This window comes from Pelomicrobium sp. G1 (assembly GCF_051905455.1).
Taxonomy (GTDB): Bacteria; Pseudomonadota; Gammaproteobacteria; order Burkholderiales; family UBA6910; genus Pelomicrobium.
Window position 1 is genome coordinate 62,008 of sequence record NZ_JBQACR010000015.1, and the last position, 13,833, is coordinate 75,840.

The following is a 13,833-nucleotide window of genomic DNA, read 5'->3' on the forward strand; positions in this document are numbered from 1 at the left end:
CTTGCCTGCCGCTCAGACTGCAACGAGCCTGAGTTTCGGCTCGACGCGGGCCAACGGCTCGAAATCCCGATCATCGTGCAACAAAGCCGCTCTGTGCTCGATGGCGAGGCACGCGATCAGGCAAGCGTGGGGGCTGCGCGGGGTGAAACCCTCCCAGCGGCAGCGAGCATACAGGGCGCCCGCCGCCGCGTACGTATCCGCGCTCGCCTGCAACATCGGTAACGAAGCGAAGTGCGACCGCAGCACTTCCAACTCCCGGGGGCCGCGCGCTCCTTGGAGCAACTCCTGCAAGACGACCGGGGCCAAAGCGAGGTCCTCCTGGTCGAGAAGCTGGTCGAGAGCGCGCGCGGCTGCAGTAGCTTTGCGCCGCAACCAGTCGATCCAGACGGACGTGTCAACGAGAATCACGATTCATCCCGGCCCGCACCGCGCGCACGTCATAGGCCGGATCGATCAGGTCGCGCCCCGCCAGCTCCCGCAGGGCGCTTTGCTTGCGGCGGGCTACCAGCTCGCGCAGGGCGCGATCCACGACCTCGCGTTTCGTCTTGGCGCCGGTCAGGCGCATCGCTTCCTTGACGATCCGGTCATCGAGCACGATGTTGGTGCGCATGCTATACACCTCCTAATGTGTATTTTAGGGCGATTCGCGAATCGGGACAAGTGTCCCGCATGCTTGCCCGCTGCAGCCATCCTGCTTTCGAAAGAAAAGGCGAGATGCATTCGCTGGTGACTTTTCTCGGCAAAGGCCGCGACGATCCGAAGACCGGCTATCGTAGCGCGCGTTACCGCTTTCCGGGCGGGCACGAGCGCGAGACGGCCTTTTTTGGGTTGGCGCTTGCCGAGCGGCTCGCCCCACAGCGGCTCGTGGTTCTCGGAACCGCAGGCAGCATGTGGGGGGTGTTCGTGGAAAACCTCGCGGTCGAGGGAGAGGAAGAAGAGGCGCGGCTTGCGCTCCTGGATGCCGAACCGGCGGCGAGGGTGGATCAAGGACTTTTGGACCGGCTGCAACCGTTGCTCAGCCGGGCCGTCGGCATGGAGGTGCTCCCGCGGCTCATTCCTTACGGAAGGAACGCCCCGGAGCAGCGTGCCATTCTAGAAACCGTCGCCGAAGCGGTGCCGAGCGGGAAGGTGAGTTTCGATCTCACCCATGCGTTCAGGCACTTGAGCATGCTCGGCCTGGTGTCCGCCTTCATGCTCGAGCGCGTGGGCAAGCTCGAAATCGAGGGCATCTGGTACGGGGCGCTCGAGATGACCGAAGGGGGTGTGGCGCTCGTGCTGCGGCTCGATGGGCTGCTTGCCATCCAACGCTGGGTGGATGCCCTCGACCGCTACGATGCCACCGGGCATTACGGCGCCTTCGCACCGCTGCTTGCGGCCGACGGCGTCCCCGCCGACAAGACAGCTTGTCTCGAAGAAGCGGCTTTTCACGAGCAGACACAGAATCTCGCCGATGCAAGGCGCAAGCTTCTCACCTTCCTCCCGCAGCTCGAAACGAGCCTGCCCGGCGCCTCGGGCATCTTCCAGAAGCGGCTGGCCGAACGGCTCGCCTGGGTCCGCGGTGCCGACCTCGCCGAGCATCAACGCAAACTCGCCTACCAGTATCTCGCGCGCGGCGATTATCTGCGCGCGGCGATCTTCGGCTGGGAGGCTTTCGTCACCCGCGAGCGTCTCGAACGCGGGCTCGATCCGCAGCAATTCAAGGAAGGACGGGAGGCCGCCATCGAGGCCTTAGAGCAGGAATTCTAGGCCGGCCAACACGAAGACTGGAAGAGAGAGGCCTACTGGATGCTGAAAAATCTGCGCAATGCGCTCGTGCACGGCAATGCGCCGTCGTATCCGAAGTTTCGGCAGCCGCTCGCCTCGGCGGATCGGCTATACAAAGCACTCGAGGCCTTGTTCAAGCGGCTGTTGGGGTGAGACAAGCTTGCGAACGACACGCCGTGAAGGGCAGACGACTATGATCGACAACGCGAAAAGGGCAGTCGCCATGAAAATGACCGAGCGCCGATACACCGTCCGTTTCCTCACCCCCGCCTTTCTCGGCGACGCCAAGCAGAACGGCCGCTGGCGCACGCCGCCGTTCAAGGGGGTATCGTGAGTGACAAACCTTTGATAGATGCATCCTGCCGGGTCGCGCTGGCTGCATTCATGCACGACTTGGGCAAGTTCGCCGAGCGGGCTCGGATTCCGCAGGCTCTCGAGAAAGATGCGGATGGCAATACTCGCCAGCAGATCAACGAGGGGTTGTATTGTCCAGAGTCGAACGGGCGCCGCACCCACATCCATGCCGCGTACACGGCTATTGGGTTGGATTTGCTGGAAGACTGGTTGCCGGAGTTGGTGGGCGAGGACATGAGCCCATTTGCACCATGGCGCGAGAAAAATGCGGACGACTCGCTTATCAATGCGGCGGCCTTGCACCACCGTCCGGACACTTATCTCCAATGGATCATCGCTACGGCGGACCGGCTTGCTTCGGGCTTCGAGCGCGAGGAATTTGAGAGCTACAACCGCGCGGCCGACGAACATGAACAACAAGGGCGCCGGCTCAATCACTACACCACGCGGCAGGAAACGTTACTGGAGCGTATCCACCTGGACGGTCGGCGTGAGACGAGCGACTGGCGTTATCCCCTGAAACCACTGGCACCAGAGACCATCTTTCCCGTTTCCGCCGCGGAATGCGAAAGTGACAGCAAAGACGCGGCACAGGCTCATTACCTTGAACTGTGCAATCAGTTTCTGGAAGGTATAAAACTGGTCCCGGCGAGCCACCGGTACTACCTCGCGCTGTGGCTCGATCACTTCGACAGCCTGTGGCTGACGTTCACCCATGCCATCCCCTCGACGACGGCGGGCATCGGCGGAAACGTCCGGCCGGATGTGTCGCTCTATGATCATTCGAAGACCACGGCGGCGCTGGCGGTGGCGCTGTGGCGCTATCACCATGACCGCGGTGATGATGCCGCAGCCGTACGCGAGCAATTGCGCGCACAGTGGGACAAGGCGCGTCGTGAAAGCGCCGAGGCGCGCCAGGCGTGGGAAGACAAGAAATTCCTTCTGGTGCAAGGCGATTTCACCGGTATCCAGAACTTCATCTTTGCCGAGGGCGGCAGTACCCAGAAGCGCGCCGCGAAGCTGCTGCGCGGGCGTTCGTTCTACGTGTCACTGCTCACTGACCTCGCGGCGCTGAAGGTACTGGAGGTGTTGAGTCTCCCCGCCACCAGCCAGGTCGTCAACGCGGCCGGTAAGTTCCTCATCGTTGCGCCGAATGCCGCGGCGACCGTCGAGAAGCTGTGTGCTGTACAGAAAGAACTTAATGACTGGTTTCTCCAGCACACCTATGGCCAGTCGGGTCTCTTGCTCGCCTGGCTGCCCGCCAGCGCTGAGCACTTCAAACACGGCGAGGGCAATGTGAGCCCCTTTCGCGAACTGATGGTCCGGTTGTTCCAGCAGTTGGAGATGACAAAGCTGCAACGCTTCGGTCTGTGTAGCGAGACTCCGCCGAAACCTGTTTTCGAAGACTTCCTCGACCGCTTCGAACACGGCGAATGCCGCATCGACGGCCGCTCGCCCGGCGTGGTAAACATTGCCGACGAAACCTGGGTGAGCGCGCTGGCGGCGGACCAGATCGACACCGGAAAATGGCTTGCCACGCAGAAGCGTGTGCTTATCACCCGCAGTCCCCTCAATCACCATACGCTGCGTCTCGACCTCTTCGGCTATCGCGTGAACTTTACCGAGAGCGAAGCGGACACCGGCCGCTTCGGCAACGAGGCGAGAACCGGCAACCTGGTCCGTGCCTGGGATTTCTCGCTCCCGGAATCGCCCGATGCGCCGCTTTGGAACGGCTATGCGCGGCGGCACATCAACGCCCATGTACCGCGCTTTGGCGAGATGAATGCCTGGGATGCGGAGCGTTACCGAGGTATCGAGAAGGCTGAAGACTTCGAGCCCGATCCGCACGAGCCCAAGACCCTGAACCATCTCGCGCGCAACGACCGCAGGCTCGACGAAAACGGCCGATGGATTGGCGTCGAGGCACTCATGACGCTCAAGGGCGACGTGGATAACTTGGGGCTCATCTTCCAAAAAGGACTGGAGCGTCCCACCTTCGCAAAGATGGCCGCGCTGTCTAGGCAGGTGAACGCCTTCTTCACCGTATATCTGCCGTGGTTGTGTCAAAAAGAATTTCCGAACACCTATACCGTGTTCGCCGGCGGCGACGACTTCTTCCTCATCGGCCCGTGGCATTCGATGATTGGGCTCGCAAGCAGGATGCGCGAGGAATTCGCACGGTATGTTGCCGGCAATCCGGATATTCATTTCTCTGCGGGGCTGTCCATGACCAAGCCTGGGCTGCCCATCCGGCAGCTTGCGGCACTGGCGAAGGAGGCGCTGGACCATGCCAAGGACTACGATGCCGGCCCGATGCCCAACAGGGAAAACCCAGGCATGAGAACCAAGAACGCCGTAACCTGCTTTGGCCAGTCAGTTTCATGGGCCGACTTCGGTGAACTCATGAAGCGCACGGCAGCTCTGGAGCGGGCCGCACAGGAGCATGCCCTGTCTACCGGTTATCTCTACGCCCTGTTGCGCTATACCGACATGGCCGCCGAGCTAAAAGAAAAGACCCCGCGCCCGCAGGCGGCGCTGTGGCACTCGCATTTTGCCTATCGCACCCGGCGTCTGGCAGAAACCCGCTACAGGGAAGTAGAGGATCGCGACGAGCGCGAGCGGAAACGGCGCGCGCTGCAAACGCAGCTCGGCGCGGAGATCGCCGGGGTGAGCTTCACGAACGCCAATTTCCGCCTGCACGAGGGATCGATCAAAGGGCCGCAGATCGTCGAGTTCCTCAAGGCACTGGTCAAACAGATCGGACGACGCTTGCTGATCATTTGGGACGGTCTCAAGGCCCATCGTTCCCGTCTGGTACGGGACTACGTCGACGGCCTGGAGGAAAAGATCGAGCTGGCCTTCCTGCCACCTTATGCGCCCGAGCTCAATCCGCTCGAATACCTGTGGGCCTGGCTCAAGCGACATGCCCTTGCGAATTACTGCCCCAGCTCCATTGCCGACCTCGCCATCACCGCACGCGGCAAGCTCCAATCGGCACAGCGACGCACATCCCTCATCGCCGCCTTCTGGAAACAGGCTGAGCTGTTCTGATGTCACGAGATTACGTAATTCTCAATAGAACCTATCTCAAAATTGCTGTCTGCGCGCGTATGAGTTTCTAGAACCTATCTCAAAATCGCCAGCGCGATAAGGTGCGCTTCAACGCACGGTCGCGACGCCTCTGAAACAGCGGTGCGTTTCGCTGCGCTCAACGCACCCTACCCGATTTTGAGATAGATTCTAGTGTCCGCAACGGGACGCGGCGAGAGGTTGAATCATGAGCATCCCTTTAAATCTGCTCCCAGCTCACTGGTACTGGGTGGCGACCGTTCTCTACGGGCTGCTCCTCGTGCACCTGATCCGCCGGGCCCCCTGGGTACGGCTCAAGGACAAGGCAAAGCTTAACGCCTATCTCGGCACCTGCGTGATGCTCATGGTGCTGTGGTGGATCGAGACGCCCCTCCTGCCCGGGACCGAGTACCATTACTTGGGGGCCACCTTGCTCACCCTCATGTTCGGCTGGCGGCTCGCCATGGCGGGCATGAGCTTCGTGCTGGCGGCAAGCGCGCTCAACGGCGAGATCGACGCCCTGAACTATCCTTTGAATGCCCTGATCATGGGCCTCGTTCCGGTGATGGTGAGCCACGGAATCCTCAAGGCGAGCGAGCGCTTCCTACCCCCCAACTTCTTCGTTTACGTGTTCCTAGCTGGTTACTGGGGCGCCGCCCTGGCCATGGTCTGCGCGGTTCTGGCGGCATGGGCGGTGTTGTGGGCGGGCGGCGCTTATTCTTTCGCGGTCCTCGCGGACCGCTACTTTCCCCTGCTGGTTCTGCTCGCGATACCCGAAGGCATGATCACCGGCATGCTCATCGCCATGATGGCGGTGTTCAGGCCAGCCTGGGTAAGCACCTTCGACGACAATCGCTACCTGAATGGGAGATAAACGCTCGGCGGTCGTGACCGGGGACGCGCCCACGGGGCCGGTGGCACGGGCGCGCAGCCGTCTTCAGACCGCCGCCATCGCCTCGTCCAGCACTTCGATCCAGTGTTTGACGGGTAAGTCCGTGCCGCTTGCGAGATGGGTGAGGCAGCCGATGTTGGCGGTGGCGATGAGCTCAGGTTTTCCCGAGGCGAGGGCCGCCACCTTGTTGCGCAGCAGCCTCTGGGAAAGCTCCGGCTGCAGGAGGGAGTAGGTGCCCGCCGAGCCGCAGCACAGGTGAGCGTTGGGCACGGGGGTGAGGGCGAAGCCCGCGCCGCGCAGCAACTCTTCCACCGCCCCCCGGAGCTTCAGCGCGTGCTGCAGGGTGCACGGGGCGTGGAAGGCGAGCCTGGGCCTGGGCTTCCCATCGAGGAGGGTGGCGAGGCGCTCCCGTTCCGCGACGAGCACCTGGCTCACGTCCCTGGCAAGGGCCGAGACCCGGGCAGCCCTGGGCGCGTAGGCGGGGTCGTGGCGTAGCAGATGGCCGTACTCGGCCACCATGGCGCCGCAGCCGGTGGCGGTGATCACGATGGCTTCCGCCCCTTGCTCCACGTGGGGCCACCAGGCGTCGATCAGGCGGCGGGCGTAATCGAGCCCTTCTTCCTGGGCGTTGAGATGATAGGGGACGGCGCCGCAGCAGGCGGGGTGCCTCGCCTGCACCAGGGAGATGCCCAGGCGGTCCAGCACCCGGGCAGCCGCGGCGTTGATGTTGGGAGCGATCCCGGGTTGCACACAGCCGTCCAGCACCACCATGCGCCGCGGATGGCGGGGCGCGGGCCACGGAGTCGGCGCCTGGCGCGGCGGCACGCTCTTTTTCAGGGCGGGCGGCAGGAGCGGCCGCGCGAGCTGCCCGAGCCGCAGCAGGGGATTGAAAATCCAGGGTCTGGGCAGCACGGCCCGCAGGGCGCCGCGCACGAGCCGCTCGATCCGGCCCCGGCCCACTTGCCGCTCGATGACGGCGCGGCCGATGTCGGCGAGGCGCCCGTACTTGACCCCCGAAGGGCAAGTAGTCTCGCAGGCGCGGCAGGTGAGGCAGCGGTCCAGGTGCAGTTGCACCTTCTTCGTCGCTGGCGCCCCTTCCAGCACCTGCTTCATGAGATAGATTCGGCCCCGCGGGCCGTCCAGCTCGTCGCCGAGGAGCTGGTAGGTGGGACAAGTGGCGGTGCAAAAGCCGCAGTGGGTACAGGCGCGCAGGATCGCTTCCGCTTCCCGGCCCTCCGGGGTATGACGAATGAATTCGGCGAGATGGGTTTCCATTCGGTTTCACATGCCGGGGTAGAGCCGCCCGGGGTTCAGGATCCCGGCGGGGTCGAAGGCCTGCTTGAGCCGCCGGTGGATGCGTTCCAAGGCCGCGGGCAGGGGATGGAATACGGGAGTTGTCCCGTCCGCGCCGCGGAACAAGGTGGCGTGGCCGCCGGATCGTAGGGCGGCGGCCCGGATCTCCGCTGCCGGGGCATCCCGGGCGATCCAGCGGAGAGCCCCGCCCCACTCCATCGCTTGGGGACCGAGGGCCAGAGGCGGGGTGGTGGACTTGATCGATAGCCGCCACAGCCGCGGACTGGAGGCGAAGAACGGGTGGGTCTGCTCCCGCACCGAAGTCCAGAAGGCTTCGCCCTCGGCGACCTCCTCGCCACCGATCTTCGAATGGGCGGCGCGAATGGCGCTCTCGGCCCCCGAGAGCCGGATCCAGAGGAGGCCTTCGTGATGGAAGGTGGCGGAGATGGGCAGGGGCTTGCCGGCGAGAGCGTTCATGGTCTCGATGGCTCGGCCCTCGTCCATTTCCAGGCGCAGGGTGCGCTCGGCCCGAGGCCGGGGCAGGACCTTGAGGGACACCTCCAGGATCACGCCCAGGGTTCCCAGGGAGCCCGCCATCAGGCGCGAGACATCGTAGCCCGCCACGTTCTTCATCACCCGCCCGCCGAAGGAGAGGTCGGTGCCGCGCCCGTCCAGCATGCGCACCCCCAGCACGTAGTCCCGCACCGCGCCGCTCGCCGCGCGCCGGGGCCCCGAGAGCCCGGCGGCGACGCACCCGCCCAGGGTCGCGTCTTCGCCGAAATGGGGTGGCTCGAAGGGAAGCATCTGCCCCTGCTGGGCCAACGCGGCTTCCACTTCCTTAAGGGATGTTCCGCAACGGGCGGTGAGCACCAGCTCCGAGGGCTCGTAGTCCACGATGCCCCGGTAGGCGGCCACGTTCAGGGTTTCGCCGATGCTGGGGCCGCCGTAGAAGCGCTTGGTGCCGCCGCCCACGATGTGGAGCGGCGTGCCCTCGGCGGATGCCCGGCGCAGGATTTCGGCGATGCGATCGATGGTCTCTTGCATGGGTCAGGCCGAGGGCGATGTTCAGAAGCGGGGCAGGTCGGGGAAGCGTTCCTGCCCTGCTTTCACGTGCATGCGCCCGAATTCGGCGCAGCGGGCGAGGGTGGGCACCGCCTTGCCGGGGTTGAGCAATCCGCGCTCGTCGAAAGCGTGCTTCACACGGTGGAACGCCTCCAGCTCCGCCGGCCGGAACTGGACGCACATCTGGTTGAGCTTCTCCACTCCCACCCCGTGCTCCCCGGTGATGGTGCCCCCCGCCTCGATGCACATCTCCAGGATGCGGCCGCCGAATTCTTCCGCCTTCTCCAGCTCGCCGGGCACGTTGGCGTCGTAGAGGATGAGGGGGTGCAGGTTGCCGTCGCCGGCGTGGAAGACGTTCATGCAGCGCAGGCCGTACTCCCGGGAAAGCGCTTCGATGCCCTTCAGCACCTGGCCCAGCTTCTTGCGGGGGATGGTGCCGTCCATGCAGTAGTAGTCGGGGGAGAGGCGCCCGGCGGCGGGGAAGGCGGCCTTGCGCCCGGCCCACAGCCGCAGCCGCTCCGAGTCGTTGCGGGAGACGCGGATCTCCGTGGCGCCGCACGCCTTCATGACCTCCGTGACCCGGGCGATCTCGTCGGCCACCTCTTCCGCGGTGCCGTCCGACTCGCACAGCAGGATCGCTTCCGCGTCCAGGTTATAGCCGGCGCGCACGAAGTCCTCCACGGCTCGGGTGGTGAGCTGGTCCATCATCTCCAGCCCCGCGGGCACGATCCCGGCAGCGATGACGGCGGCCACGGCGTCGCCCGCCTTCTCCAGGCTGTCGAAGGCGGCCATCACCACCTGGGCGGTTTCGGGCACGGGCAGCAGCTTCACCGTGACCTCGGTGATGACCGCTAGCATCCCCTCCGAGCCGGTGATCAGGGCGAGCAGGTCGTAGCCCGCCGCGTCCAGGGCGTCGGCGCCGAACTCCACGATGTCGCCCTCGATGGTGACGGCGCGCACCTTCATGACGTTGTGCACGGTGAGCCCGTACTTCAGGCAATGGACGCCGCCGGAGTTCTCCGCCACGTTGCCCCCGATGGTGCAGGCGATCTGGCTGGAGGGATCGGGGGCGTAATACAGCCCGTAGGGTGCCGCGGCCTCGGAAACCGCCAGGTTGCGCACCCCCGGCTGCACCCGGGCGGTGCGCGCCAGGGGATCGATTTCCAAGATGCGCATGAACTTAGCCAGGGAGAGCAGTACCCCCTCCTTGAGGGGAAGCGCACCGCCCGAGAGGCCGGTACCCGCGCCGCGGGCCACCACCGGTACGCCCTCCCCATAGCACAGACGCAGGATTTGCACCACCTGGTCCTCGGTTTCCGGGAGAACCACGACTCCCGGCACTTGCCGGAACGCAGTGAGCCCGTCGCACTCGTAGGGGCGTAGCTCCTCCGGCTCCGACAGCACGTTGTCGGGGCCCACTAGGCGGCGCAGCCGCTGCACCAGTGGGCGGGCGGAGGTTCGGGTTGAGGTCTGTTCTGCGTGGAGCATCGATGCCTCCGGAATCTAGTCCGGATGTTTCACGAGGGGCTCGGGGGGATGGCGCGGGGCCGGGCGAACTCCATGGGGGCCAGCCCCAGCCGGGCGGCCGCGCTAACCAGATGGGCCCGGGCCGCTTCCCGGGCGGCGTCCGGGTCTCCGGCGGCGATGGCCTGGAACAGCCGCCGGTGCTCCGCCTGGGCGGCCTGGGCCAGGCTCGCCTCGCTCCAGGTGGGACGGCGGCTGTCGGCGAAAGGATGGCCGATGAGGGCGACCAGGCGCTCCAGGTAGGGGTTGTGGGCGGCGGCGGCGATCGCCCGGTGAAAGGCGTTATCCGCCTCCGAGCCGTTGCCCTGGCCCGCGAGCGCCCGGTCCATGGCGGCCAAGGGTCCGGCGATTTTCTCGATGTCCTGGGACGTGCGCCGCAGGGCCGCCAGCTCGGCGGCGGTGCTCTCCACCGACAAGCGCAACTCGAAGACGTGGCCGAGCTCCTGCAAGTCCGGCTGATCATGAGCCAGCTTGAAGCTCAGAAGCTCCGGCCGCGCCGCCACATAGGCCCCCGCCCCCTGGCGCGCGACCACGTAGCCGTCCGCTTTCAGACAGGCGATCGCTTCCCGCACCACGGCCCGGCTTACCCCAAAGCGCTCGGCCAGCGCCCGCTCGGTGGGCAGCCGGTCACCGGGACGGAAGGTGCCGTCCCGGATGAGCCCCTGCAACGCTCGGATCACCGTCTCGCTCAGGCGCAGCGGCCGGGCGACTTCTTGCAGGGCTTCCATGACCGTCATAATATCACTCGTCTCGTTAAATCAAACAGTTATGATTACTCAGCCACTAGGTTATCAAGTGGCCTGATTATCAGACCAATTTACCGCGAGCGCTTTAACTCGTCAAGGTGGGGCGCATCTATAACTACTCAACTACTCTAGTGGTGCTTCGAGCTCGATTGCCGGCGAAGCGAAGCCGAGTCGTGGACCGCTTCGCCGGCGAGGGATTCTGCCGCATCTAGGCGCGGCTTATGATGACGATAATTTCATATTATGGAAGTTTGATTTGCATTCTGCAATTTCCAGTGCTATGCTTGATTCCATATAACAACAAATAATTTCATATACTGAAATCCTATTAGGAGGTCGCTATGGCGAAGATGACCGCCGCGGAAGCGGCAGTGAAGGTCTTGGAAAGCGAAGGGGTCGATCTTGCCTTCGGCGTGCCGGGAGCGGCGATCCTGCCGCTTTACGACGCGTTGCGCAAGAGCTCCATCAAGCACGTCCTGGTGCGGCACGAAGAGGGCGGCACCCACGCGGCCGAGGGCTACACGCGGGCGAAGAAAGACAAGATCGGCGTGTGCATCGGCACCTCCGGCCCCGCCGGCACCAACATGGTGACCGGCCTTTATTCCGCCATGGCCGACTCGGTGCCGATCCTGTGCATCACCGGCCAGGCGCCCCGGGCGAAGCTCCACAAGGAGGACTTCCAGGCGGTGGACATCGCGTCGATCGTTCGCCCGGTGACCAAGTGGTCCGTCACCGTGATGGAGGCGGCCCAGGTGCCCTGGGCCTTCCGCCACGCCTTCCACCTCATGCGCTCGGGGCGGCCGGGACCGGTGCTCATCGACCTGCCCCTCGACGTGCAGAAAGAGATGATCGAGTACGATCCGGAGGCCGACGCGCCGCTGGAGGTGTTCAAGCCGCGGGCCCACCGGCGCCAGATCGAGAAGGCCCTCACCATGATGATGGAGGCGCGGCGGCCCCTGATCATCGCCGGCGGCGGGGTGATCAACGCAGACGCGTGCCATCTGCTGCGGGAATTCGCCGAGATCACCCAGACCCCGGTGGTGCCTACCCTCATGGGGTGGGGGGCGCTGCCCGACGACCATCCCCTCAACGCCGGCATGGTGGGGCTGCAGACCCAGCACCGCTACGGCAACGCCAACTACCTGCGCAGCGACTTCGTGCTGGGGTTGGGCAACCGCTGGGCCAACCGCATGACGGGCAGCGTGGACGTCTTCACCCGTGGGCGCAAGTTCGTCCACGTGGACATCGAGCCGACCCAGATCGGGCGCGTCTTCTGCCCGGATCTTGGCATCGTCTCCGACGCCAAATTCGCCCTGGAGCTGTTCGTGGAAGTGGCCCGGGAATGGCAGGCGGCGGGCAAGCTCGCCGACCGCAGCGCCTGGGTGGCAGAGGTGCAGGAGCGCAAGCGCACCATGCACCGCAAGACCCATTTCGACAACGTCCCGATCAAGCCCCAGCGGGTGTTCGAGGAAGTGAACAAGGTGTTCGGCGACGACACCGTGTTCGTGACCGCCATCGGGCTGTACCAGATCGCCTCCGGCCAGTTCCAGAAGATTAACAAGCCGCGCCATTACTTGGTGTGCGGCCAGGCGGGACCCCTCGGCTGGGAGATCTCGGCCTGCACCGGCGCAAAGCTCGCTTGCCCGGACAAGGAAGTGGTGGGCATCGTGGGCGACTACTCGTTCCAGTTCCTGATCGAGGAGCTGGCAGTGGCAGCCCAGTACAAGATCCCCTTCGTCTTGGTGCTGCTCAACAACGCCTACCTGGGCCTGATTCGTCAAGCGGAGCTGGGTTACGGCATGGATTATGAAGTGCAACTGTCGTTCAAGAACATCAATGCGCCCGAGATCGGGGAATACGGGGTCGACCACGTGAAGGCGGCCGAGGCTTTCGGCTGCCTGGCGATCCGCGTGTTCGATCCGAACCTGCTTGCCGCCGCCTTCGAGGACGCGAGAAATCTCGCCAACGAGCACAAGGTCCCGGTGGTGGTGGAGGTGATCACCGAGCGCGCGACCAACATTGCCATGGGTCCCGAGATCGATCAGATCAAGGAATTCGAGCCGATCGAGGACCGCGCGGGCACCAAAGAACCGGCGACGGCGTGACAACGCCGTGCTTGCGGGCCCGGGGCGGCGGGGCCTTCCTCCTCCCCGAAGAAGCGAGCGCCCTGTCGCCCGCAGGCTTTCGCCGGTTATCATGGACAGTATCTGACCCTCGCCCCCGCAGGGACGGTCGGGCGAGGGGCCTGTTTTTTTACAAAGAGGATCCCGTATGCCGAAGTTCGCCGCCAATCTCACCATGATGTTCAACGAGGTCGAGTTCCTGGACCGGTTCGCCGCCGCGGCCAAGGCCGGCTTCCGAGGCGTGGAGTATCTGTTTCCTTACCCCTACGACAAGAACGCGCTCAAGGAGCGCCTGGACCGCCACGGGCTCGTCCAGGTGCTGCACAACCTGCCCGCGGGGGATTGGGGCAAGGGGGAGCGGGGCATTGCCTGCCACCCGGACCGGGTGGGCGAGTTCCAGGACGGGGTGGGCAAGGCCATCGAGTACGCCAAGACCCTGGGTTGCGGGCAGTTGAATTGTCTCGCCGGCATCACCCCCGCGGAGGTCCCCCTAGACAAAGTCCGCCAAACCTTCGTCGATAACCTTAAGTTCGCCGCCGCCGAACTTAAAAAAGCAGGTATCAAGCTCCTGATCGAGCCCATCAACACGATCGACATCCCGGGCTTCTACCTGACTCATACGGCCCAGGCGGTGGGCATCATCGAAGACGTGGGCTCGGACAACCTGTTCCTGCAGTACGACATCTATCACATGCAGATCATGGAGGGCGATCTCGCTCGCACCATGGAAAAGAACCTGAAGCTAATCGCCCACGTCCAGCTCGCCGACAATCCGGGGCGGCATGAGCCGGGGACGGGAGAAATCAACTATCCGTTCCTGTTCGCCCACTTGGATCGCATCGGCTACACCGGCTGGATCGGCTGCGAATACAAGCCGGCCACCACCACCGAGGCGGGGCTCGGCTGGTTTGCCCCCTATCGGGCGGCGGCCTGAGGAACGGGAGCGATAAGTTTTAGCGAGCGTCCTCAAAATGCCTGATGAACGCTTGGCCTCTATCAATGGCTT

At 64.6% G+C, this 13,833-nt stretch carries 12 protein-coding genes and 2 pseudogenes; 8 read left to right on the forward strand and 6 right to left on the reverse strand.

Annotated features, from left to right (window positions below; translation table 11 throughout):
* Positions 1 to 12 precede the first annotated feature (12 nt).
* Together vapC and ACTFO6_RS14115 are read right to left on the reverse strand one after the other, a co-directional pair.
* Positions 13 to 408 (reverse strand): type II toxin-antitoxin system VapC family toxin, encoded by a 396-nt coding sequence (gene vapC / locus ACTFO6_RS14110; RefSeq protein WP_439935084.1) that lies wholly within the window; start codon positions 406 to 408, stop codon positions 13 to 15.
* On the reverse strand, positions 395 to 610 hold the full coding sequence (locus ACTFO6_RS14115; protein ID WP_439935085.1) for a type II toxin-antitoxin system VapB family antitoxin: 216 nt from the start codon (positions 608 to 610) through the stop codon (positions 395 to 397). The genes vapC and ACTFO6_RS14115 overlap by 14 nt, the downstream gene beginning before the upstream one ends.
* Positions 611 to 714: 104 nt before the next feature.
* Between ACTFO6_RS14115 and csx2 the strand changes: the two genes are divergently transcribed.
* The 6 genes and pseudogenes from csx2 to ACTFO6_RS14145 all read left to right on the forward strand — a co-directional run bounded on the left by csx2 (position 715) and on the right by ACTFO6_RS14145 (position 6,061).
* Positions 715 to 1,746, forward strand: coding sequence for a TIGR02221 family CRISPR-associated protein (gene csx2, locus ACTFO6_RS14120; RefSeq protein WP_439935086.1), 1,032 nt, complete (start codon positions 715 to 717; stop codon positions 1,744 to 1,746).
* 39 nt (positions 1,747 to 1,785) lie between these two features.
* A complete protein-coding gene (locus ACTFO6_RS14125) occupies positions 1,786 to 1,917 on the forward strand; it encodes a hypothetical protein (protein WP_439935087.1) in 132 nt (43 codons plus the stop codon).
* Between the two features lie 40 nt (positions 1,918 to 1,957).
* Positions 1,958 to 2,098 (forward strand): hypothetical protein, encoded by a 141-nt coding sequence (locus tag ACTFO6_RS14130; protein ID WP_439935088.1) that lies wholly within the window; start codon positions 1,958 to 1,960, stop codon positions 2,096 to 2,098.
* A pseudogene (gene cas10 / locus ACTFO6_RS14135) lies at positions 2,095 to 4,734 on the forward strand (type III-A CRISPR-associated protein Cas10/Csm1); the annotation flags it as partial. The gene ACTFO6_RS14130 and the pseudogene cas10, both read left to right, overlap by 4 nt.
* Positions 4,735 to 4,776: 42 nt before the next feature.
* Positions 4,777 to 5,169: pseudogene (locus ACTFO6_RS14140) on the forward strand (transposase); the annotation flags it as partial.
* Between the two features lie 226 nt (positions 5,170 to 5,395).
* Complete coding sequence (locus ACTFO6_RS14145) at positions 5,396 to 6,061, forward strand: energy-coupling factor ABC transporter permease (RefSeq protein ID WP_439935089.1); 666 nt, start codon at positions 5,396 to 5,398, stop codon at positions 6,059 to 6,061.
* A gap of 63 nt (positions 6,062 to 6,124) precedes the next feature.
* Here the strand turns inward: ACTFO6_RS14145 and glcF are convergent, their stop codons facing one another.
* The 4 genes from glcF to ACTFO6_RS14165 are packed head-to-tail and all read right to left on the reverse strand — an operon-like array spanning position 6,125 to position 10,695.
* Entirely contained in the window at positions 6,125 to 7,354 is a 1,230-nt protein-coding gene (glcF, locus tag ACTFO6_RS14150; protein WP_439935090.1) for a glycolate oxidase subunit GlcF, read from the reverse strand.
* Between the two features lie 6 nt (positions 7,355 to 7,360).
* The gene (glcE, locus tag ACTFO6_RS14155; RefSeq protein WP_439935091.1) at positions 7,361 to 8,416 is read right to left on the reverse strand and encodes a glycolate oxidase subunit GlcE; all 1,056 of its coding nucleotides are present in this window, start codon (positions 8,414 to 8,416) and stop codon (positions 7,361 to 7,363) included.
* A gap of 21 nt (positions 8,417 to 8,437) precedes the next feature.
* Complete coding sequence (locus ACTFO6_RS14160) at positions 8,438 to 9,922, reverse strand: FAD-linked oxidase C-terminal domain-containing protein (protein WP_439935092.1); 1,485 nt, start codon at positions 9,920 to 9,922, stop codon at positions 8,438 to 8,440.
* 29 nt (positions 9,923 to 9,951) lie between these two features.
* On the reverse strand, positions 9,952 to 10,695 hold the full coding sequence (locus ACTFO6_RS14165) for a FadR/GntR family transcriptional regulator (protein WP_439935093.1): 744 nt from the start codon (positions 10,693 to 10,695) through the stop codon (positions 9,952 to 9,954).
* 350 nt (positions 10,696 to 11,045) lie between these two features.
* Between ACTFO6_RS14165 and gcl the strand changes: the two genes are divergently transcribed.
* Positions 11,046 to 12,809, forward strand: a complete 1,764-nt coding sequence (gene gcl / locus ACTFO6_RS14170; protein WP_439935094.1) for a glyoxylate carboligase — start codon at positions 11,046 to 11,048, stop codon at positions 12,807 to 12,809.
* 166 nt (positions 12,810 to 12,975) lie between these two features.
* Positions 12,976 to 13,761, forward strand: a complete 786-nt coding sequence (gene hyi, locus ACTFO6_RS14175) for a hydroxypyruvate isomerase (RefSeq protein WP_439935095.1) — start codon at positions 12,976 to 12,978, stop codon at positions 13,759 to 13,761.
* Positions 13,762 to 13,833 lie beyond the last annotated feature (72 nt).